Source organism: Neorhizobium lilium (genome assembly GCF_004053875.1).
GTDB lineage: Bacteria > Pseudomonadota > Alphaproteobacteria > Rhizobiales > Rhizobiaceae > Neorhizobium > Neorhizobium lilii.
On the sequence record NZ_SBIP01000004.1, the window covers coordinates 718,296 to 737,726 of the forward strand.

Below are 19,431 nucleotides of genomic sequence, written 5' to 3' on the forward strand. Positions count from 1 at the left end.
CTCCTTGATTTTCAGGGCATCTTTTTAGCTTTTCATAATGTATGACGGTCATTCTGCTCCCGCATGTTGAAAAGGCATGGAATGTTTTCCCCCGCTATCCGATCGACACTGTCGACGCTCACGGCGTTATGCAGCTTCCTTGCCTTTATCGCCCTGTTCTGCTGGGCCGAATATTCCAACTGGGGCACGCAGGTTTCCCGTGTGGAGGTCAGCCTCGAGCAGACGGCGGAGGCGGTTGCCCAGCATGCCGACGATGTCATCGAGATGTCGCACCTGCCGCTCGCCAGCCTGATTGCCGAAATCAACGACGATGTCGGGCACCCGGACCTTGCCACAAAGATCAAGGCGCTGATCACCCGGCAAATGAAGGCCTCACCCACGCTCGACACGCTGTCTTATATCGATGCGGACGGGCAAATGATCGCCACATCCTCCAACGATCCGCCAGCCGGCATGAACTATGCCGATCGCGAATATTTCACCTTTCACAAGACGAACCCGCTGCCGCTTCCCGTCGTCGGGCGACCGATCATGAGCCGTTTGTCGAAGATCTGGGTGATCCCGATCACGCAAAAGGTGACGCTGGAGGACGGTTCCTTTAGCGGCGTCGTCGTTTCCACGATCCGGGTCAACCACTTCATCAACTTCTTCCGCAATTTCGACGTTGGCAGCGACGGCACTTTCCTTCTCGTGCGCGGCGATGGCATCTTGCTTGTGCGCGGACCGGCTCAGGAGAGCACGTTCGGCATGAACATCTCGTCCTCCCAGCTTTTCAGCCTTTATCTCAAGCGGCAGACGGTCGGTGCCTATCATTACACGTCACCGATCGACGCCACGGACCGTGTTGGCGGCTTCTACCAGAGCGAGCGCACCGGGATCGTCGTGCTTGCTTCCGCAGCGGAGAGGGAAGTCCTCCTCAACTGGGTCGAAACAGCCCGGCCGCGATGGATCTATGCCTCCGTTCTCGTCGCAGTCACCCTGATGGCGGCCCTGCTTTGGCAGAGGCAGACACGGTTGCGGCGCGAAAGCGAGGCGCTGGTGGCAGCGCGAGAGGCGGAATTCCGGCTGCTTGCGGAATCTTCCAGCGATGTCATTTCCCGCTACGACGAGAACGGACTGCGCGAATATGTATCGCCCTCCTCGACCGTGATCCTGGGGATAGAGCCGGAACGGCTGATCGGCAAAAGCGTCTTTGCCGGCATGCCGGAGGAGACCGCGGTAATCGTGAAGCAGGCGGCGGAGCGCCTCAAGACCGGTTCCATGCAGGAGAAGCTCGTCACCCCCTATGTCAAGCCGAACGGCGAGGAAGTGTGGCTCGAAACGGCGCTGAGCAAGCTTCCTGCCACGCGCGACCATCCGGCCACCCGCGTCGTCGCCATCACCCGCGACGTCAGCCGCCAGAAGAAGATGCAGGACGAGCTCGATACGCTCGCCCATACGGACGAGCTGACGCGGCTTGCGAACCGCCGCTTCTTCAACATCCGCTTCGAGGAATCGATGCAGCGGGCTCTCGATATCGCGGCACCGCTCAGCCTGCTGATGATCGATGCAGACCGGTTCAAGCTCTTCAACGACACCTATGGACATGCCGCCGGAGACGAATGCCTGCGCCAGATCGCGGCCGTGATCCGCGACTGCGTGCGCCGCCCGGGCGACGTTGCCGCCCGCTATGGCGGCGAGGAACTGTCCATCCTGCTGGCCGACACGGACGCGGGCCAGGCCGCCCAGGTTGCCGAAGCCATCCGCTCCAAGGTGGAAGCGCTCGGCCTGCCGCATGTCCATAACGCACCGATGAGCCGGGTTACCGTCAGCATCGGTGTGGCAAGCTTCGATCCGCAGGCCGCGGCCCCCATGACCGCGCAGGCGCTCTTCGCACAGGCGGACGAAGCACTCTACAGCGCCAAGTCTGTCGGCCGAAACCGCGTCGTCAGCGCCGGGCCGCAATCATGACAGACAGTGCCAGGATCAGCGGGCGGCGCGCGACAGAAGCCGGGCGGTCGCTGGCCCCGTGATCACCACGAACAGGAAGCGGGCGATCTGCATGGTCATCACGAAGGGCACGTCCACCTTGGTCGAAGCGGCGATGATCGCGACGGAATCCGCTCCGCCGGGGCTGGTGGCGAGATAGGCCGATAGCGGGTCCATGCCGGTTACCGCGACCAATACCATGGCGAAGACGCCGCAGATGGCGATCAGCGAGAGCACCGACATCAGAACCCGCGGAAAGGTGCTGGCCGCATGGGCGATGACATCGGGCGTGAACCGCATGCCGATGCCCCAGCCGATCACCGCATAGCTGATCGCCAGCAGCCAGGGCGGCAGGACGATCGGCATGAGGCCGGAGAGGTTGAGAACCATTCCGACGGCGAGCGGCAGCAGCATAGGCCCGCCTGGGATGCGCAGTTTTGCACCCAGAAGCGAGACGCCGGCGGCAATCGCGGCCGTTGCCAGCACTGCCGGCCAGGAAACGTCCGGAAACCAGACAATCTCCAGCGCTGCGTCGGCCGGTGTCACGCCCATCACCCGCGCGACGACCGTTGCTACCAGCGCGCAGCAGACCACGCGGATATACTGCATGAAGGCGACGAGGCGCATGTCGCCGCCATAGGATTCCGACATCAGCGTCATGACGGAAGCCGCTCCCGGCGAGGAGCCCCAGATGGCCGTGGTTCCCGGGAAGATCTGCGCGCGCGCCATCAGCCATCCAAGGGCCGCCGCGGCGATGGCGGTGGACAGGACGCCCGCCACGAAAATCGGCCACTGCTCGGCGATCTCTCCAAAGATGGTGGGCGGCAGGCTGGTTGAAATCATCAGGCCAACCACGCCTTGCGCAATGACGAAGCCCCAGCGGGGCGTGCCGACGCCGCCGCCAGTGACTGCGAGAATGACGGCGATTGCCATCGGTCCGAGCAGCAGCGCGGCCGGCAGGTGCAGCCATTCAAGCGCCATGGCCAGGAGAAACGAGCCAACCACGAGGCACAGCCAGCGCAGCCAGACCGGCTGCGACGACAGGCGCCCGGAGACGGGTCCAACGGATTGATCAACCAAAATTCAACTCTCCGGCCCGCACGACGCGAGAAATGCGCGGAAAGACCCGGTTCATGGCCATCTGGTGCAGTTCTTCGGAAACCGTCGTGCAGGCGTCTTCGACAACAACCATGTTGTAGCCATGTTCCCAGCCGGCCCGAAGGGTCGATTCCACGCCGAAATTGGTGGCAATGCCACCGAGGACGATGGTGTCTATGCCGCGCCGGCGCAGCTTGACGTCAAGGTCCGTGCCGTGAAAAGCGCCCCATTGGTGCTTGGTCACCCGGAGATCGCCCGGCTCCAGAAGATCGTCCGCAAGCTCCGACCAGTCCGCCGGACGCTCGTCACCCCTTGGCATGGGCGCATCGACGAGACTGCGCGGCGCATCGCCGAAGTCCGGCCCGAAATCCACATTCACCAGAACGACTGTCGCGCCGGCAGCCCGGAACCAGCCGGCCAGCGAGCGCCCCGTCTCCAGCACCTGCACGGTCGGATAGGGTGCCGTATCCATGGCGAGAATGCCGTTCTGGAGATCGATCAGGACGAGAGCAGTCGTTTTAGGCGTCAAGGAGATCATCGAAAACCTGCAACTGTGGCGAAGGCCGCCAGACATCCATGCCGGCGACAGGTTGGAATCATGCGGGCTATGCCCCGCAAAACCTCAAGACCTTAACTGAGGACAGGCGTGCAAATATCAAGTGCCGCGTGCCGGCGCCAGACCCGATGGACGTCTTTCGAAGCGCTTCCCGATCCTCAGGCCGAAACGCGTTCGGGGCTGTAACCCGCCTCGCGGATGGCATCCTCCGCGATGACGGCATCGCCCTCCACCGTCACCCGATGCGCGCCGAGATCCACCGTGACCGAGGCATCGGGCAGCACCTCGCCCAGCGCGCCGCGCAGGGTCTTCTCGCAATGGCCGCAGGTCATGTCCGGAACGTTGAAAATGGCAGTCATGTCGTTCTCCTTGAAGGTATGGATCTCAAATTCGAAGGTAGCAGGGGCCTGCGTAGCTATGGAGCTATGGGTTCAGCGGAGCTTTCGCCCGCTGCGGAGCTGACGCCCGCTAGATCATCGAGGATAGGACAATCGGGCCGGTGGTCGCCGCCGCAGCACTGGGCGAGATGCTTCAGCGTGTTCACCATGCCCTGCATTTCGGCGATCCGCCGCTCCAGATCGGCGATATGGGCGGTTGCCACCTGCCGGACGGCGGCGCTTTCGCGGCTCTTGTCCTGCCAGAGTTTCAGCAGCGTTTCCGTCTCCTCCAGCGAGAAGCCGAGCGAGCGCGCCCGCTTGACGAAGCGCAGGACATGCACTTCGTCCTCGCCATAGATGCGGTAATTGTTGCCGGTGCGGGCGGCCGGGCGGACAAGCCCGATCTCCTCGTAATAGCGGATCATCTTGGCCGAAACGCCGGAGGCCTCGGATGCCTCTCCAATATTCATGACCTGCCTCCAATCCTCACGGTTTTCAGCCGCAGCGCATTGCCGAGCACGAAAACGCTGGACAGCGCCATGGCGGCGGCCCCGATCATCGGCGACAGCGACAGGCCGAAGACCGGATAAAGCGCGCCGGCGGCAATCGGGATCAGCGCGACATTGTAGCCGAAGGCCCAGAACAGGTTCTGCCTGATGTTGCGCATGGTGGCGCGGCTCATCGCGATGGCTGAAACAACACCCGACAGATCGCCGCCGACCAGCACCACATCGGCGCTTTCAATCGCCACATCGGTGCCCGTGCCGATAGCGATGCCGATATCGGCTTCCGCCAGCGCTGGCGCGTCGTTGATGCCATCGCCGACAAAGGCGACGATGCGAGGGGCGGTCTCCCCCCTCACCCCGCGTCCGCTTCGCTCCGCGACCCTCTCCCCAAGGGGAGAGGAAGAGCCGAGACCTCCCGGCATGCTCCCTCTTCTCCCCTCGGGGAGAAGGTGGTCCGAAGGACCGGATGAGGGGGTGGCTTCTGCACGATCCCCCGTCCGCAACGCCGGATAAGTCCCTCCCCCTTGTGGGGAGGGGTTGGGGAGGGGTATTTCTTTCGCGCCGCCCGTCCGCAACGCCTTGAGCGCTGCAACCTTGCCTTCCGGCAGCACTTCGGCCACCACTCGGTCAATGCCCACCTGGGCAGCGATCGCCTCGGCTGTGCGCCGGTTGTCGCCGGTGACGAGCGCCACCTCGACGCCCATGGCGCGCAGCGCCGCAATCGCATCCCGGCTGGAGGGCTTCAGCGGATCGGCAACCGCAAGAACGGCGGCGAGCTTTCCATCCACCGCGGCATAGATCGGCGTCTTGCCTTCCTCACCCATCCGGCGGGCGGCATCGGCGAAACCCTCCACCGAGAGCCCGAGCTTTGCCATGAACCGGTCGGCGCCGACTGCCACTCGGCGATCACCGACATCCGCTTCGATGCCGTAGCCGGCAACCGCCTGAAAGTTCTGCGCCTTCGGCAGGACAAGTCCGCGGGTGTGAGCCGTCTTGACCAGCGCCTCGGCAATAGGATGTTCCGATTGTGTTTCCACTGCTGCCACCAGGGTTAGCACCGCGTCTTCAGCGAAACCCTCGGCCGCTACAAGATCGGTCAGTTCCGGTTGCCCTTTGGTGATCGTGCCGGTCTTGTCGAAGACCACGAGATCGACATTGCGCAATGCCTGCAGCGCCTCGCCCTTGCGGAACAGCACGCCGAATTCCGCTGCACGGCCACCGCCGACGACGATGGAGGTGGGGACGGCAAGGCCCATGGCGCAGGGGCAGGCAATTATGAGCACCGCCACCGCATTAACCAGAGCATGCGATAGCGCCGGCTCCGGCCCGAGGAAGAACCAGACGAAGAATGTCAGCAGGGCCAAGCCCATCACGGCCGGCACGAACCAGGCCGTCACCCGGTCCACCAGCGTCTGGATGGGCAGCTTGGCGCCCTGCGCCTGTTCCACCATGCGGATGATGCCGGCCAGCATGGTATCGCGGCCGACCTTGTCGGCGCGGAAGCGGAAGGCGCCGTTTCCGTTGATCGTACCGCCAATTACAGGACTGCCGGCGCTCTTGCCTACCGGCAGCGGCTCGCCGGAGATCATCGATTCGTCGATATTCGACTGCCCGTCGATCACAGTGCCATCGACCGGTATCCGCTCGCCGGGTCGGATGACCAGAATATCGCCCGTGCGCAGATCGGCAGCCGGGACATCGATCGTCTTGCCGTCCAGCTCGATCCGCGCGGTCTTGGCCTGCAGGCCGGCGAGCTTTTCGATCGCCTCGCCGGTGCGGCCCGTTGCCCGCGCTTCCAGCAGGCGACCGAACAGGATGAGCACGACGATCACGGTCGCCGCCTCATAATAGACGAAGCGGGCCTGTTCCGGCAGAAGCGCCGGGGCGAAGGTCGTCACAAGCGAATAGCCGTAGGCCGCAAGCACGCCGACCGCGACAAGCGAATTCATCTCCGGATAGCCCCGAAACAACGCCGGCAGGCCGAGGCGGAGGAAACGCAAGCCCGGCCAGAAGATCACCGCCGTCGCCAGCGCGAAATAGAGGTAATAAAGGTTCTGCGTGTCGATGACGCCCATCAGCCAGTGATGGAAAGGCGCGTAAATATGCCCAGTCATTTCGCCCAGGAAAATGGGCAGGGTCAGCACCAGTGCGATCAGCAGATCGCGCTTCACCACCGCCTGTTCGCCGGCATGGGCGTGCATGTGGTCGTGGCCTTGGTGGGCCGAATGGGGATGGGAGGCCTGGAGCTTCGGAACCTCCCTCTGCCTGCCGGCATCTCCCCCACGAGGGGGGAGACCGCCAGGGGCGCCCTCACTGCCTTCACTTTCGTGGTGGTGATGGTGCAGCGGGCTAAACCCTGCCTCCCGCAGCGCATGGTCCATGGCGCCTTGCGGAATTTCGTAGCCAACCTTGCGGATCGCCTTGTCCAGCGCGCCGGCCGAGAAATCTTCGGTCGTTGCGACGGTGAGCTTCTTCGTCGCGAAGTTGACGGCGCCGGTCTCGACGCCCGGCACCTTGGCGGCCGCCATCTCCACCCGGCGCACACAGGAGGCGCAGGTCATGCCTTCCACCGGCACGGTGAGCTGCAGGGTTTTCGGATGGGACGTTGCGGTCTCGGTCATGGCAGGATCTCGCTTTCCTGCCTGAGATAGGGCTTCCCATCATGGGAAGGTCAAGGGGCAGCAAGAAAGAATGTCATCGGTAGACTTCTCGCCTGTGGCCGACCCGGACCACGATAACGCGCACCGCGTCATCCCGGATATCCGCAATGATGCGGTGCTGCCCGACGCGATACTTCCAGTATTTTCCAAGCACCGGCCCATGCAGCGCTTCCCCCACCAAGCGTGGGTCTTCGAGGCTGGCAATCCGCGTGTTAAGGAACTTCAGGATACGCCTGATCTCTTCGCTGCCGAGCTTCGCAAGATCGCGCTCCGCCTCGCGCAAAAACTCAATCTTCCACGCCATGCTTCTTCATGACGTCGTCAAGAGAGATGATTTCGCTGTCGCCCTGCTGCAGTGCATCCAGCCGCTCTTCGGCGAGATAATAATCTTCGAGATCGTCGAGATGGGCGAGGATGGCCTCACGGGCGTAGAAGCTCTTGCTTCGTCCCGTCTGTTTAGACAGATCTTCCAACCGATCTTCGATATCCTTCGGGAGCCTTAGCGCCAACATTGGGTCATCTCCAGTTGCTATACTTGTATAGCAGCCCTGTACGGCTTGCAACCTGCTACCGCTTCTCGCCCACCGTCAAAGGCCAGTCGACCAGATAATCCTCGAAGTCTTCGGCATCGACATCGTTTTCACTGACCGTGCGGCCGCGGGCGGAAATGCCGGCCTGATGCACCGTTTCCGGATCTCCCGAGATCAGCGGGTGCCACCAGTAGAGGTCTTCACCGTCGCGCACCAGGCGATAGCCGCAAGTGGGCGGCAGCCAGGGGATTTCGTCGACTTCCCTTGGGGTCAGCTGGATGCAGTCGGGCACGATTGCCTGGCGGTTAGGATAGTTGGAACAGCGACAGCTCGTGCCGTCCAGCAGCCGGCAAGCGACCGAGGTGAAGGCGACTTCGCCCGTATCCCAATCCTCGAGCTTGTTGAGGCAACAGAGGCCGCAGCCGTCGCAGAGGCTTTCCCACTCCACTTGGTTCAGCTCTTCGAGCCGTTTGGTCTTCCAGAAAGGTTCGCTCATCATCATATATGCAAAAGGACGGAAGCACGCGCATCCGACTGCCCTTTACCCTGTTGCGATTTGGCATTGGTCCTAAACCATTTGTCAGCTAATGCTGAATAACGGTGATAGGCTCAGGGTCTTGATCCTCGGGCGGGCCTACGTCAAGCATAACTCAGCGACAGCGGGGAATTCCAGCGGTGCAGGACGAACCACAGTCACCCCAAGATCAGCCATCGGGGCGGCCGCGCAAGAAGCGTCATATGCTGCTGCGCATCGATTCCTGGATCGACTCCACCGTCTGGAACCTTGGCTTCCGGCTGGCCGAAACCTGGGAAGACATCACCATTTTCTTCCGCCGCTTCCGCGTGCGCGGCTGGAAGAGGCTCGGCTTCGAACTTGCCGGCGAGGCGATGACGCTCGGCACGGCCGGCTTCGTCGTGCTGCTGGCGCTGGCCATGCCGGCCTTCGAGGAAACCAAGGAAGACTGGCGCAATCGCGGCGATTTCGCCGTCACCTTCCTCGACCGATACGGCAATGTCGTCGGCCATCGCGGCATCATCCATGAGGGTTCGGTGCCGATCGACCAGTTGCCGGACCACCTGATCAAGGCGGTTCTGGCGACGGAAGACCGCCGCTTTTTCGACCATTTCGGCATCGACTTTCTGGGTCTTACCCGCGCCATGAGCGAGAATGCCAAGGCGGGCGGCGTGGTCCAGGGCGGCTCGACGCTGACCCAGCAGCTCGCCAAGAACCTTTTCCTGTCGAACGAGCGCTCCATCGAGCGCAAGATCAAGGAAGCGTTCCTGGCGCTCTGGCTCGAGGCCAACCTGTCGAAGAAGGAGATCCTGTCGCTCTATCTCGACCGCGCCTATATGGGCGGCGGCACGTTCGGCGCGGCGGCGGCCTCGCAATTCTATTTCGGCAAGAACATCACCGAGGTCAGCCTGGCGGAATCGGCCATGCTGGCCGGCCTGTTCAAGGCGCCGACGAAATATGCGCCGCATGTCAACCTGCCGGCAGCCCGCGCCCGCGCCAACGAAGTGCTGACCAATCTCGTGCAGAGCGGCCTGATGTCCGAGGGACAGGTGATTGCCGCGCGGCGCAACCCGGCAACGGTCGTGGACCGGGCGGATGTAAAATCGCCCGACTATTTCCTCGACTGGGCCTTCGACGAGGTGCAGCGGCTCGCCGCGGCCGGCAAGTTCAAGCAGCATTCCGTCGTCGTGCGCACCACCATCGACATGGGGCTGCAGCAGGCGGCTGAATCGGCCATGGAGACCAGCCTGCGCGAATATGGCGAGACCTACCGGGTCAAGCAGGGCGCCATGGTGATGATCGAGAACGGCGGCGGCGTGCGCGCCATGGTCGGCGGGCGAGACTATGGCGAAAGCCAGTTCAACCGCGCCACCAAGGCGCTGCGCCAGCCGGGTTCCTCCTTCAAGCTCTACACCTATTCTGCGGCCATGGAGCACGGCATGACGCCGGAAACCACGATTTCCGACGCGCCGATCACCTGGCGCGGCTGGTCGCCGCAGAACTACGGCCGCTCCTACAAGGGCAAGGTGACGCTGCTCTCCGCCATGGCCCAATCGCTGAACACGGTGCCGGTGCGGCTTGCCAAGGAAGTTCTGGGCACGGACGTGATCGTCCAGACGGCCAAGGCCTTCGGGGTCGAAACCCCGCTGCGCAACGACAAGACCATCCCGCTCGGGACCTCGGAAGTCACCGTCATGGACCAGGCGACCGCCTATGCGGTGATGCCGGCGGGCGGGCTCACCTCGCGGCGGCACGGGATCGAACAGGTGCTCGGCTATGACGGCGGGGTGCTCTACGATTTTAACCGGGACGAGATGCCGGCCAGACGTGTGCTCTCGGAGAAAGCCACCTCCTCGATGAACCGCATCCTGACGCAGATCCCGGTGATCGGCACCGCCAGGAAGGCAGCGCTCGACGGCGGCATCGTCACCGGCGGCAAGACGGGTACGTCGCAAAGCTATCGCGATGCCTGGTTCATCGGCTTTACCGGCAATTACACGACGGCCGTCTGGTTTGGAAACGACGACTTCACGCCGATGAACAACATGACCGGCGGTTCTCTTCCGGCCATGACGTTCAAGCCGCTGATGGATTACGCCCATCAGGGCATAGAGCTTCGCCCCATACCCGGCATCGAGAACCCCTTGCCGAGCGGCAACCACAAGCCGGGCGACGCGGTGGCGCAGAAGAAACCGGAAGCAAACGCCTTCGCGACGCTTGTGCGGCCGCGCTCGCTGTCGGCCGAATCCACCCGCATCCTCAGGCAGATCGGCGAAAAGCTGAAGGCTGCCGGACCCTTGTTGCCAACCACCGCCAAGGTCGTTGACGCCACCACAACCGGTTCGGTGGACGCGCTTTCGAGCGCCGACTCCACGAACCCCGCCGCCATCCTGCCGGCAAGCACCCCGGCACAGAGGTAGAAGGATCTAAACTCTCCCCCTCACTTGCAGTTTCTAACACTTAGCTTCGCTAAGATGTTGAAACTGCTTTCTCTCCGACAAGGGGAGAGACGGTGTCCGCGGCACCCTCGCCGCTCCAGCCGGCACGTCGCATGCTGAGTTACTTTGCCGCTCAGCATGGAAACACGTCAAGCGTGGCACCCGTCCTCTCCCCCTTGTGGGAGAGGTTACAAAATCACGATCTTAGCAATGCTAAGTCGTAGATTTTGTTGGTGAGGGGTCAGGCCGCCGTTACTCGACACAGCCTGTCAACTCGATCAAGATCGCACGCAGCGTACCATCCATGTTCCTGACGATATCGTCGTTCCAGAACCGCAGCACCCGGAACCCTTGCAATCGGAAGAAAGCATCCCGGTTTTCGTCCCGAGGGTTTTCGGCGTGTTGCGACCCATCAACTTCCACGATCAATGAGGCTTCGAAGCAAACGAAGTCGAGGATGTAATTCTGCAAGGGCACCTGACGGCGAAATTTGTAGCCCTCCAATTGCCGGTTGCGGACGGCATGCCAAAGCAAAGCTTCCGCCTTGGTGGAATCGAAGCGCATATCCCGTGCTCGGCGGCGATTGACCGGTGGTGGTTGATGCCCCATTCTGCCCCTCCATCGAGGACAAGATATCTATGATCCCCTCACTTGCAGTTTCTAACACTTAGCTTCGCTAAGATGTTGAAACTGCTTTCTCTCCCACAAGGGGAGAGACGGTGTCCGCGGCACCCTCGCCGCTCCAGCCGCCGCGTCGATATGCTGAGATAGTTTTTGCCATTCAGCACGGAAACGAGTCGAGCGTGGCACACTTCCTCTCCCCCTTGTGGGAGAGGTTACAAAATTACGATCTTAGCTTGGCTAAGTCGTAGATTTTGTTGGTGAGGGGTCAGGCCGCCCGCGGCTGGATCCGAGCCAGTTCCTCGCCAAGTTCCCGGCGGCGCTGCAGCAGGTCGTAATCCGCCTGCAGTCCCAGGAAGAAACCGTCCGACATGCCGAAATAACGGGCAAGGCGCAGATCGGTGTCTGCCGTGACCGATCTCTTGCCGAGAACGATCTCGTTGATCCGGCGTGGCGGAACGCCTACAGCGCGCGCCAAGGCGTTTTGTGAAACCTCCATCGGCTTCAGGAACTCCTCCAGCAGGATCTCTCCCGGATGGGGATTGGGCAGCCATTCGGTATCAGTCATGGTAATCGACGATTTCAACATCGGCGGGTCCTCCATCGGTCCAGACGAAACAAATGCGCCATTGGTCGTTCACACGGATCGAGAACTGGCCAGCGCGCTTTCCCTTCAGTGCCTCCAACCGGTTTGCCGGTGGTATTCTCATATCGTTCAATGTCCGAGCCTGATCCAACATTCGCAACTTCCGCAGGGCGACAGACTGGATATCCGAGGGTAGCCTGCGGCTGCGCCTGCCGGACCAGATGAGCTCTGTCTCGCCACCCACGAAATTCCTGATCCTACCAGACCATAACGCAAGACGTTATAGCCTGCAATGGATGAGGTTTTGCCGATCAGCCCGTTTCTTCGCAGGGAAATCAGTGCTAATCGTCTCAAACCATTCCGATAAAGGGCCGTAGCCTGTCGTGTTCCGCCTTCCCCTCCTCATCGCCATCGCGCTTGTGATCGCCTTCGGCGGCGGGATCTGGTCGACCATTGCAGCGCTCAATGCGACGACCGGGTTCGGCGCCATCAAGCTCGGCGCATGGGAGGCTTTTCCGCAGGCCCAAACTGCGGATGCCGATCCCTATGCCAGCTCGCACCGGGCTAATGCCGGCAAGCTGCTCTATGCGAGCGCAGAAGGTCTGGCGTTTACCGCATCGGTGGACGATACCGGCCAGCGACTGACAGGTGACTGCAGCTACAGCATCGTCGGCCAGACGCCTGCCGCCCGCTTCTGGACCCTGTTTGCCGCAGCACCCGGAGCCGCGCCGCCCTCCCCCGACGGCGATCTGCCCAGCGCGCTCAATTCCCGCACGGCGCTCTACAACACGGATGGGACCTTCGACATCCGGATCGGAAAGACTGCGACAGCAGGCAATTGGCTCGCCGTTCCGGTCGGCCCCTTCCGCCTGACGCTGACCCTGCTGGACACGCCGACCGCCGGAAGCTCCGGCGTGATCGACCTTTCCATGCCGAGCATCCGGAAGATCGGGTGCGGCAATGTCTAGGCGGTTCGCGTTCCACCTCGTTCTGGCGGTCCTTGTCGGCGTCGTGGGCGCCGCTCTCCTGCACCTCATCATCGTGCTGCTTCTGCCGCAGTTCAGCGACCGCGACGCCTATACGCGCGTGCTGGCCGAAGGCGAAGTGCAACGGTTCTGGCGTCTGGGGGAAAAGCCGGACAAGGCCGGGCTTGCAAAGGACGATCCCTATCTGGAGACGGCCGTCTGCGCCTTCGACCTTAGCGAAAGCCCGGCGCGCATCGCAGGCGCCAATCCCGGCATTCCCTTCTGGTCGCTCGCCGTCTACGACAGCGGCTCGAACGAAGTGTTCAGCATCAACGACCGGACTTCCGTCGCTGGAGCGCTGGACGTGGTGCTGGCGACGCCCATGCAGATGACCCAGCTTCGCAAGACCCTGCCGACCGGTGCCACGCAATCCATCCTCGTGGAAAGCCAGACCTCGGACGGCTACGTGGTCTTGAGAGCCCTGGCTCCGGGCCGAAGCTTTGCCGAAAGCGTATCGGAATTTCTGGACAAGGCGACCTGCGCGCCGTTCGAATGGCGCTCCAGAAGCCGCTTTTGAGCGAGCCGTCTATTCCGCACGGACTGCGTGGTTTTCAGCCCTGCGATCAATGCCTGCATGCTCTTGATAGCGCTCATAGCGAACGCCCGTGAAGAACACGATCTCGCCCGCATCCTCGCTTTCGCCGATCCGCACCTGGGGACGGCGGCTGCGCTGAGCGCGCCATTTGTTCAGAACTACTATCTCTGCCATGCTCGCCTCCGTTGAACGAATTCGAGACGGATGAAGACGGACCGATTTCACCCTGCCCTTCAAGGGGCAGGCGCGCCCTGCGGTATCTGCCGCAAGCATCCGCGCCTTTCTCGTCAGCGGCGCTTTTTTAAAGCGCCGAGACATCATGCCGACCAACCCCGCCTGGCTCGGTCGTTCTCCGAATGGCGCTGCCACGACACCATCCGGAGTTGAACGCACCGGCAGGATACGCGCCGGTCACCTGGGATTCAGCCAGAGCATCGTTAATAATTCACTAATTCTAATGTAATGCCTGCAACTGATGCAGTTCTGCAACATGCCTTGCGATCCAGACAACGCCGCGTTGTAACAGGGCGATCCGCAAAAACGCACTCACTGCAAGAAATCAGGGGCGTGTCAAAACGGCGCGTTTTCACCAAGCATTAACCCTCCCGACGTTAGCATAAGGGTTAAACCTAGGCGGGACCTGCGGTTGAACGAGGGACGTTCTGCCCAAGGCTCGCCACCGGGAGTTTCCCAGGCAAGGTACGATGAGAAGAACCGGCAGGCCAGTTCGCCTTTCGGTTGCTTTCCGGCACTTCAAACTTGTTTTGCGTTTTGTGAGTTTGCCCGTGATGAGCGAGTTTCGAGAGCTTGAGAGGCCCCAGGCCATGCGGAAGAAGGATGTGGTGCTAATGGCCACGGTAACGAGTTTCGAAAGTCTGCCGCATCCTACGCGGTCGGAGCTTCGACAGTTTGCCGAGCTGTTTTCGCCTCTCTTCACCGCCTCGTCGGATGAGGCGCGCCGTCAGGCGGTGGCAGCGCTGTCGCAATCGCAGACCGTGCCGCCGGCAGTCGCCTTCTTCATTGCAAGCCAGCCAATCGCAATCTCGGCGCCCTTTCTGATCGCCTCGCCCTGCCTTTCCAACGAAGCGCTGATTGCCATCGCCCGAACGCAAGGGGTGGATCATGCCCATGCGATAGCGCGCCGCGACTCCCTCTCCCCCATCGTCCTGGATGCGCTGGTCGGCCTCCGGTATGCGCGCCCCGCGCAGCCCGCCGAAGCCCGAACCCCTGCCCAGGACGACACGACCCGCGCCCTGGAAGAAGCGCGGGAGGCCGAACGCCTCCTGCAGGAGGAGAAGCTGAGGGGCCGGATCAAAATCCTGGCGGGACATGTGGAGCGAGCCGAGAATGACCGGCTGGGCTTGAGAACGGTCTCGTCGATCCACACTGCCCTTCTGGTGCGTTTTGCCCGCGCCCGCGAAGCCGGATTGTTCGCAGGCGTACTCGCCGATGCCCTCTCCGCCAGCCGCTGGCTTGCCGAGCGAATCATGCTCGATGTTTCCGGCCGCCAGCTTGCCACGACGCTGAAGGGCGTTTTCATGGAACAGCCGGACGCCCTCTTCATCCTAGAGCGGTTTTACAGCCATTTGAGCACGGTAGAAGAGTCGGAAACGAGTGCAGAGACGTTGTGGCACACACTCGACACGGACGAATGCGGCCGGCGGGTGGAAGCCTGGCGTCGCGCCGATCGTTACACCTATGCCGAGCCGCTCCCCCAACCAACGGATCAAGTGCCGCCGGACGTAGAGCCGGTTCAGGCAGAGGAACCCGCAGCACCGCTGCGGACATCCGCCAGCCTACGCCGCAATGTGGGCGGCCAGTGGCGCCGCTGAATAGGCGCTAAAGAGTATCCACCACCTCGAACAGGCCAGCCAACTCATCCGTCTCCAGTTCCAGCAACCAGAGATCGGGGTCGAAGCGGCGTTCGCGCGCCATGAGATCGGCGACCGCCTCCGGTTCCGCCGCCTTCATGCGCGTTTCAAATTTTCGGTCGCCGTCGTCTTCGGCAAAGAAGTTCTGCGGCGCCGGCCCATAGAGAGTTTCGAGGCCATCCCGGTGCCGATGGCGGATGAAGATGGCTCCGGCCGCATCGGCGCCCCTATGCTCCACGGCAGCAAATCCGCCAGCCGAAAAAACGCGGCGGGTCAGGGCGGATACGAAAATATCGGAACGCAGGCGCATGTGTTCCTTTAAAACCTTCTGCACCGAAAGAAAATGCAATCGCGGCATGCCAGCGGAGACAAAAAACGAGCCCGTTCGCCCATTGAACCCTTTCCTTTCGCCGAACCCCTCATAATTAAAGGCGAATTGCCGCTTTGGCATAATCGTAAAAAGGAGTTGGGGCCGTGGCTACTTCCGTTCTTATCAGCATTCTGATCACCTTCCTGGTGATCCTTCTCGTTCTCTATCTCGTTGCGCGACTGCCGATCGATGGCCGCGCCAAGCAGATCGTGCAGATCATCGTCATCATCATCGGTATTATTTCGATCCTGAAATATCTCGCTGTATTCTGATTTTGAAACAAATGCGCCCGGCAAGAGGCCTTCAGGTCAACAACCGGGCGCAGATTTCCTCACGCCAAAGCGCGCGTAGGCATATGCCTCAGAGAGCGCCGATCGCTTTCAATTTCTTCAAGACTGCTTCATTGGGCTCGCCCGTTTCCGGAAGCCGGTAGTGCTTCTCGAAGCGTCGGATGGCAGCCTTGGTCTGGGCGCCGGCGACGCCATCCATCTCCACATCCGTATAAGCGATGTTGGAAAGCCCCTTCTGGATCTGCGAGACGAGTTGCGACGCTCCGCCCGAGGCCGAGGCGACCTGCCGCGCGGGCCTGGAGCTGCCGGTCGGGATATCGGCTGGCGGCGTCATGATCGGATTGCGCTCGGAGGAGCGGATCGCCGCGGCAATCGGGTCGTCACCATGCAGCCGGACATTTTCCGTAGGCCGGGCTGACGAGCCCGATCCGGTCGTTGCTGCCGTATTTGAGGCCTGCGTCTTCTTGGCCGGCTCGCGACGGGTGCTGTCCGGCAGCGGCGGCTTCGGCAAGGGTGCCGCCACCTGTTGCAGATGAGGCATCGGCATAGGTTGCGGCAGCGGGGGCTGCGGCTGCGGGCTTGCGGTCTGCGCCGGAAAGGGTGCGGTCGTCGGCCCGGGGGTCGCGGGTGCCGATGCGGGCTGGCTCACGACAGTCGGGGGCGCGGCTTGGGGAGCAGTCACCGGCGGGGCAGATTGCGGATCGGGCGCCCGTTCGATGCGGAATGTGGTGACATCTCCGGGGGCCGCACGCTTGGCGGGACGATAGCCGGCGATGCGGTTTGGATCGTTGGAGTCTCGGGTCGCGAGAAACGGCGCGGGATGGCCGCCGGGCTGATACCAAAGCGCATTGGCGGCCACGAAGGAAAACAGCACGACAAAGCCCGCCGAGCCAAGGAGCGGCTTCGGATGGCGCGCAACGAGGCTCGCCACGCCCGAGAGGAGTCGCAGGAACAGGCCCGACTTGCGGGCAGGCTGCTTCTTGCCCGTTCGCCTGGGATCAGGCGATTTTTGCTTCCGCCCGCTCATTCGTCAGTTCCTGTGGGTCAATCATGATCCGCTGGTGGCTTGCCTTAAGCCGTGGTGGAAACTCCACCATCTCCCCTGTAGCATCCTGCGGCTCGCAATGCACGCCCGAGCCGTCTGCCGGAAGGGTAATCGTTACAACCGTGCCCTCACCGGGCCGGCTGGCAATCGAAAAGCGCCCACCGTGAAGAGCGACTAGGCCCTTCACCAGCGACAGGCCGAGGCCTGTGCCTTCGTAATGCCGCGTATAATCGTTCTGCACCTGCATGAAGGGCTGGCCTATCAGGGCAAGCTTGTCCTGCGCAATGCCGATGCCGGTATCGCTCACGGAAATCACCAGCTGGTCGCCCTGCAGGCTCGCATCGATAGAGACGACGCCGCCCGGGCCGGTGAACTTGATGGCATTGCCGGCAAGATTGATCAGCACCTGCTGGATGGCACGCCGATCGGCCACGACTTCACCGATCGTGCGTGAGGCGCGGGTGGTCAACGTGATCCCCTTGTCGCGTGCGGAGAGGTCCAGCATGGCGCGGCAGGTTTCCATCGCCTCGGCGATCGCAAAAGGTTCGGTCAGAAGCTCGTAGCGTCCTGTCTCGATCTTCGACATGTCGAGCATGGTATTGACCACTGACAGAAGATGCGCGCCCGACTGGCGGATGAGGCCGACATATTCGCGCTGCCGGTCGTTGGCCAGCCGGCCGAAATATTCGCCGGCCAGCACGTCCGAAAAACCAAGTATAGCATTGAGCGGCGTGCGCAGCTCGTGGCTGACGGCGGCGAGGAAGCGAGACTTCGCTTCATGGGCGGAATGAGCCTCCGCCGTGCGGCTGACCGCTTCGGCGCGCAGCATCTCTTCCTCGGACCAGTCGCGGGCCTGGCCGAAGATCTGCGCGAGTTCGCCTTCGGCATTGCGGATGGCAGTCAGGTCGAGGCGGACATGCAGGAACTGGCGACCGGCGGCAGCGGAAAGTGGCCGTTCGATGCGGATGTCGGCAACCGTGCCCGACGCGCCCTGGCGGAGCAGATCGACGGCCTGAACGAGCGCGATCCGGTCCGACACATGGACGAGTTCGGCAAGCGCCTGGCCCGCACCGTCGCGTAGGAGAATCGGGAAGGCCAGACGGTCGCGGCCGCCGATCTTTTCCACCAGGCCATGCGGATCGAGCATCAGGGAAAGGCCTGGGCAGGCCTCGAAGGCCAGATCCTGCGACAGTTGCTGGCCTGCCGGCTGCGCCAGGCGCGCCGGGAGGAAGGCAAGTGCCGCGACAATGAGGAAGAAGGCCACCACCAATGCCGCACCGACCGGCAGCGCAAGCGCCGGGGTCAGCACCATGCTTAGCGCCAGCGGCACGACCAGGAAAGCCAATGCACCGGCAAATGCAAGGCTGCGCAGCAGCGCGATATCGCCAGCGCGCGCCGCCTGGTTATCTCCCAGGCGGGTCAGCCAGCGGGCTGCCGTCTTATCGACGAACAGCACCGCGCTACCGGCAATGTTACTCAATACGCTCACGCAAAAAAACCTGTCGCAGAACTCATCTTACCTCGCCACATTAGGTCTCGGCGGCTTAAGGAAAGGATAAAAGAGAAGGCGCCAACTGGCCCGGAACCGGCCGTTTATCCCGCTTTGAGACAGCGGGGGAGACGCAATTACCGTCGTGGTTAACGGGGCGTAAGCGGCGGATTTATCTTGATTTTTCCTGGCACGTTAACCTTTGCGGCAAAGAAGCTGTTGAAAGCCTCGGCACTTTGGGGGCGCTGCCGCATTTATGCTTAACCCCGACCGTTAAACTGCGACGGAAAACGATAAGGATGAGCGGCAACGGAACGGATAGATGGCATTTTAGATAAATTTGCCGCGAATCCGAACAAAGCCGTCAAAGGCATATTTTCTTCCGGGCAGTAGAGTGATGTTCAAGACCGGGACAGACCGGCGACCACGGCCAAGAGCTGCGGACAGAACAGGTGGACAAGGCGATGTGGTTTCTGATCAAGGGAAGCGTATTCTTTGCAGCCGTGCTGGTGGTGCTCTCCTATTTCAGCAGCAAGCCGGTAACGGAGATCGACGGGGTGAAGACCCTTCAGGTCGGCGATGCGATGACGGCCGCCACGCAAGCCTATCAATATGTCAGCGCCATCTGCAGCGAAAAACCCGACGTCTGCCAGAAGGGAGCCGAAACCTTTTCCGCGCTTGGTGTCAGGGCCACCGAAGGTGCCCGCGTTGCCTTCGAACTCCTGGACAAGCAGTTCGGCGCCAAGGAGATGTCGGTCGCCGAACGGGCCGACCCTGATCCGACATCCTTCCCGTCCAAGGCCATGGCATCCGCCGCCTCCACCGGATCGGCCTCCTCCGACCAGGTTTATACCGGCACCGTGCCGCTGCCGCAAAAGCGACCCACGACGCGTTAAGCGCCGATCTATTCGATTTCAAAACTTGCGCCGGGCCTCCGTGCCACGGTTCCCGG

Annotated in this window: 22 protein-coding genes; 7 read left to right on the top strand and 15 right to left on the bottom strand. The window is 62.3% G+C overall.

Annotated elements, in window-relative coordinates; translation table 11 throughout:
- The first annotated feature begins 81 nt into the window (after positions 1–81).
- Positions 82–1,950 (top strand): diguanylate cyclase domain-containing protein, encoded by a 1,869-nt coding sequence (locus EPK99_RS20445; RefSeq protein WP_164901826.1) that lies wholly within the window; start codon positions 82–84, stop codon positions 1,948–1,950.
- Positions 1,951–1,965: 15 nt separating this feature from the next.
- Here EPK99_RS20445 and EPK99_RS20450 read toward each other — a convergent pair whose 3' ends face one another.
- The 8 genes from EPK99_RS20450 to EPK99_RS20485 all read right to left on the bottom strand — a co-directional run bounded on the left by EPK99_RS20450 (position 1,966) and on the right by EPK99_RS20485 (position 8,194).
- Positions 1,966–3,048, bottom strand: coding sequence for an AbrB family transcriptional regulator (locus tag EPK99_RS20450; protein WP_245582499.1), 1,083 nt, complete (start codon positions 3,046–3,048; stop codon positions 1,966–1,968).
- Complete coding sequence (locus tag EPK99_RS20455; RefSeq protein ID WP_128444907.1) at positions 3,041–3,604, bottom strand: hydrolase; 564 nt, start codon at positions 3,602–3,604, stop codon at positions 3,041–3,043. Before EPK99_RS20455 ends, EPK99_RS20450 begins: the two co-directional genes overlap by 8 nt.
- Before the next feature lie 176 nt (positions 3,605–3,780).
- The gene (locus tag EPK99_RS20460) at positions 3,781–3,981 is read right to left on the bottom strand and encodes a heavy-metal-associated domain-containing protein (protein ID WP_128444908.1); all 201 of its coding nucleotides are present in this window, start codon (positions 3,979–3,981) and stop codon (positions 3,781–3,783) included.
- Positions 3,982–4,037: 56 nt separating this feature from the next.
- Entirely contained in the window at positions 4,038–4,469 is a 432-nt protein-coding gene (cueR, locus tag EPK99_RS20465) for a Cu(I)-responsive transcriptional regulator (protein WP_128444909.1), read from the bottom strand.
- A complete protein-coding gene (locus EPK99_RS20470; protein WP_128444910.1) occupies positions 4,466–7,126 on the bottom strand; it encodes a heavy metal translocating P-type ATPase in 2,661 nt (886 codons plus the stop codon). Before EPK99_RS20470 ends, cueR begins: the two co-directional genes overlap by 4 nt.
- A 73-nt stretch (positions 7,127–7,199) precedes the next feature.
- Positions 7,200–7,469: a type II toxin-antitoxin system RelE family toxin gene (locus tag EPK99_RS20475; protein WP_128444911.1), complete on the bottom strand. Its 270-nt coding sequence runs from the start codon at positions 7,467–7,469 to the stop codon at positions 7,200–7,202.
- Complete coding sequence (relB, locus tag EPK99_RS20480) at positions 7,453–7,677, bottom strand: type II toxin-antitoxin system RelB family antitoxin (protein WP_128444912.1); 225 nt, start codon at positions 7,675–7,677, stop codon at positions 7,453–7,455. The genes EPK99_RS20475 and relB overlap by 17 nt, the downstream gene beginning before the upstream one ends.
- A gap of 55 nt (positions 7,678–7,732) precedes the next feature.
- Positions 7,733–8,194 (bottom strand): YcgN family cysteine cluster protein, encoded by a 462-nt coding sequence (locus tag EPK99_RS20485; RefSeq protein WP_128444913.1) that lies wholly within the window; start codon positions 8,192–8,194, stop codon positions 7,733–7,735.
- A 239-nt stretch (positions 8,195–8,433) separates the two neighbouring features.
- Between EPK99_RS20485 and EPK99_RS20490 the strand changes: the two genes are divergently transcribed.
- Positions 8,434–10,629 (top strand): transglycosylase domain-containing protein, encoded by a 2,196-nt coding sequence (locus EPK99_RS20490; protein WP_128444914.1) that lies wholly within the window; start codon positions 8,434–8,436, stop codon positions 10,627–10,629.
- Positions 10,630–10,899: 270 nt separating this feature from the next.
- Here the strand turns inward: EPK99_RS20490 and EPK99_RS20495 are convergent, their stop codons facing one another.
- The 3 genes from EPK99_RS20495 to EPK99_RS20505 form a co-directional block, all read right to left on the bottom strand.
- A complete protein-coding gene (locus EPK99_RS20495) occupies positions 10,900–11,256 on the bottom strand; it encodes an endonuclease domain-containing protein (protein ID WP_128444915.1) in 357 nt (118 codons plus the stop codon).
- A gap of 280 nt (positions 11,257–11,536) precedes the next feature.
- Complete coding sequence (locus EPK99_RS20500) at positions 11,537–11,857, bottom strand: HigA family addiction module antitoxin (RefSeq protein ID WP_128444916.1); 321 nt, start codon at positions 11,855–11,857, stop codon at positions 11,537–11,539.
- Complete coding sequence (locus tag EPK99_RS20505) at positions 11,829–12,110, bottom strand: type II toxin-antitoxin system RelE/ParE family toxin (protein ID WP_128445038.1); 282 nt, start codon at positions 12,108–12,110, stop codon at positions 11,829–11,831. The genes EPK99_RS20500 and EPK99_RS20505 overlap by 29 nt, the downstream gene beginning before the upstream one ends.
- 127 nt (positions 12,111–12,237) lie before the next feature.
- On the opposite strand from EPK99_RS20505, the gene EPK99_RS20510 reads away from it, so the two are divergent.
- Both EPK99_RS20510 and EPK99_RS20515 read left to right on the top strand, forming a co-directional pair.
- Positions 12,238–12,822 carry a DUF1214 domain-containing protein gene (locus EPK99_RS20510; protein ID WP_128444917.1) on the top strand — a complete coding sequence of 195 codons (585 nt, stop codon included), beginning with the start codon at positions 12,238–12,240 and terminating at the stop codon, positions 12,820–12,822.
- Positions 12,815–13,396 carry a DUF1254 domain-containing protein gene (locus EPK99_RS20515; protein WP_128444918.1) on the top strand — a complete coding sequence of 194 codons (582 nt, stop codon included), beginning with the start codon at positions 12,815–12,817 and terminating at the stop codon, positions 13,394–13,396. Before EPK99_RS20510 ends, EPK99_RS20515 begins: the two co-directional genes overlap by 8 nt.
- A 9-nt stretch (positions 13,397–13,405) precedes the next feature.
- On the opposite strand, the gene EPK99_RS20520 is transcribed toward EPK99_RS20515, so the two are convergent.
- On the bottom strand, positions 13,406–13,588 hold the full coding sequence (locus EPK99_RS20520) for a hypothetical protein (protein ID WP_128444919.1): 183 nt from the start codon (positions 13,586–13,588) through the stop codon (positions 13,406–13,408).
- A 611-nt stretch (positions 13,589–14,199) separates the two neighbouring features.
- Here EPK99_RS20520 and EPK99_RS20525 point away from each other — a divergent pair.
- Positions 14,200–15,246, top strand: coding sequence for a DUF2336 domain-containing protein (locus EPK99_RS20525; protein ID WP_205909114.1), 1,047 nt, complete (start codon positions 14,200–14,202; stop codon positions 15,244–15,246).
- Between the two features lie 7 nt (positions 15,247–15,253).
- Here EPK99_RS20525 and EPK99_RS20530 read toward each other — a convergent pair whose 3' ends face one another.
- Positions 15,254–15,595 (bottom strand): DUF1491 family protein, encoded by a 342-nt coding sequence (locus EPK99_RS20530; protein ID WP_128444920.1) that lies wholly within the window; start codon positions 15,593–15,595, stop codon positions 15,254–15,256.
- A gap of 164 nt (positions 15,596–15,759) precedes the next feature.
- Between EPK99_RS20530 and EPK99_RS20535 the strand changes: the two genes are divergently transcribed.
- The gene (locus EPK99_RS20535) at positions 15,760–15,927 is read left to right on the top strand and encodes a Thivi_2564 family membrane protein (protein WP_128444921.1); all 168 of its coding nucleotides are present in this window, start codon (positions 15,760–15,762) and stop codon (positions 15,925–15,927) included.
- An 88-nt stretch (positions 15,928–16,015) separates the two neighbouring features.
- Here EPK99_RS20535 and EPK99_RS20540 read toward each other — a convergent pair whose 3' ends face one another.
- Both EPK99_RS20540 and EPK99_RS20545 read right to left on the bottom strand, forming a co-directional pair.
- The gene (locus tag EPK99_RS20540; protein WP_128444922.1) at positions 16,016–16,972 is read right to left on the bottom strand and encodes a peptidoglycan-binding domain-containing protein; all 957 of its coding nucleotides are present in this window, start codon (positions 16,970–16,972) and stop codon (positions 16,016–16,018) included.
- A complete protein-coding gene (locus tag EPK99_RS20545) occupies positions 16,944–18,479 on the bottom strand; it encodes a sensor histidine kinase (RefSeq protein ID WP_425374220.1) in 1,536 nt (511 codons plus the stop codon). Before EPK99_RS20545 ends, EPK99_RS20540 begins: the two co-directional genes overlap by 29 nt.
- Positions 18,480–18,943: 464 nt before the next feature.
- On the opposite strand from EPK99_RS20545, the gene EPK99_RS20550 reads away from it, so the two are divergent.
- Entirely contained in the window at positions 18,944–19,375 is a 432-nt protein-coding gene (locus EPK99_RS20550) for a DUF5330 domain-containing protein (protein ID WP_128445041.1), read from the top strand.
- Positions 19,376–19,431 lie beyond the last annotated feature (56 nt).

Coding starts and splice junctions, on each gene's coding strand:
- EPK99_RS20445 (WP_164901826.1), top strand. CDS start 82: ATGTTTTCCCCCGCTATCCGATCGACACTGTCGACGCTCACGGCGTTA.
- EPK99_RS20455 (WP_128444907.1), bottom strand. CDS start 3,604: ATGATCTCCTTGACGCCTAAAACGACTGCTCTCGTCCTGATCGATCTC.
- EPK99_RS20460 (WP_128444908.1), bottom strand. CDS start 3,981: ATGACTGCCATTTTCAACGTTCCGGACATGACCTGCGGCCATTGCGAG.
- cueR (WP_128444909.1), bottom strand. CDS start 4,469: ATGAATATTGGAGAGGCATCCGAGGCCTCCGGCGTTTCGGCCAAGATG.
- EPK99_RS20470 (WP_128444910.1), bottom strand. CDS start 7,126: ATGACCGAGACCGCAACGTCCCATCCGAAAACCCTGCAGCTCACCGTG.
- EPK99_RS20475 (WP_128444911.1), bottom strand. CDS start 7,469: ATGGCGTGGAAGATTGAGTTTTTGCGCGAGGCGGAGCGCGATCTTGCG.
- relB (WP_128444912.1), bottom strand. CDS start 7,677: ATGTTGGCGCTAAGGCTCCCGAAGGATATCGAAGATCGGTTGGAAGAT.
- EPK99_RS20485 (WP_128444913.1), bottom strand. CDS start 8,194: ATGATGAGCGAACCTTTCTGGAAGACCAAACGGCTCGAAGAGCTGAAC.
- EPK99_RS20490 (WP_128444914.1), top strand. CDS start 8,434: ATGCTGCTGCGCATCGATTCCTGGATCGACTCCACCGTCTGGAACCTT.
- EPK99_RS20495 (WP_128444915.1), bottom strand. CDS start 11,256: ATGGGGCATCAACCACCACCGGTCAATCGCCGCCGAGCACGGGATATG.
- EPK99_RS20500 (WP_128444916.1), bottom strand. CDS start 11,857: ATGTTGAAATCGTCGATTACCATGACTGATACCGAATGGCTGCCCAAT.
- EPK99_RS20515 (WP_128444918.1), top strand. CDS start 12,815: ATGTCTAGGCGGTTCGCGTTCCACCTCGTTCTGGCGGTCCTTGTCGGC.
- EPK99_RS20520 (WP_128444919.1), bottom strand. CDS start 13,588: ATGGCAGAGATAGTAGTTCTGAACAAATGGCGCGCTCAGCGCAGCCGC.
- EPK99_RS20530 (WP_128444920.1), bottom strand. CDS start 15,595: ATGCGCCTGCGTTCCGATATTTTCGTATCCGCCCTGACCCGCCGCGTT.
- EPK99_RS20540 (WP_128444922.1), bottom strand. CDS start 16,972: ATGAGCGGGCGGAAGCAAAAATCGCCTGATCCCAGGCGAACGGGCAAG.
- EPK99_RS20550 (WP_128445041.1), top strand. CDS start 18,944: ATGTGGTTTCTGATCAAGGGAAGCGTATTCTTTGCAGCCGTGCTGGTG.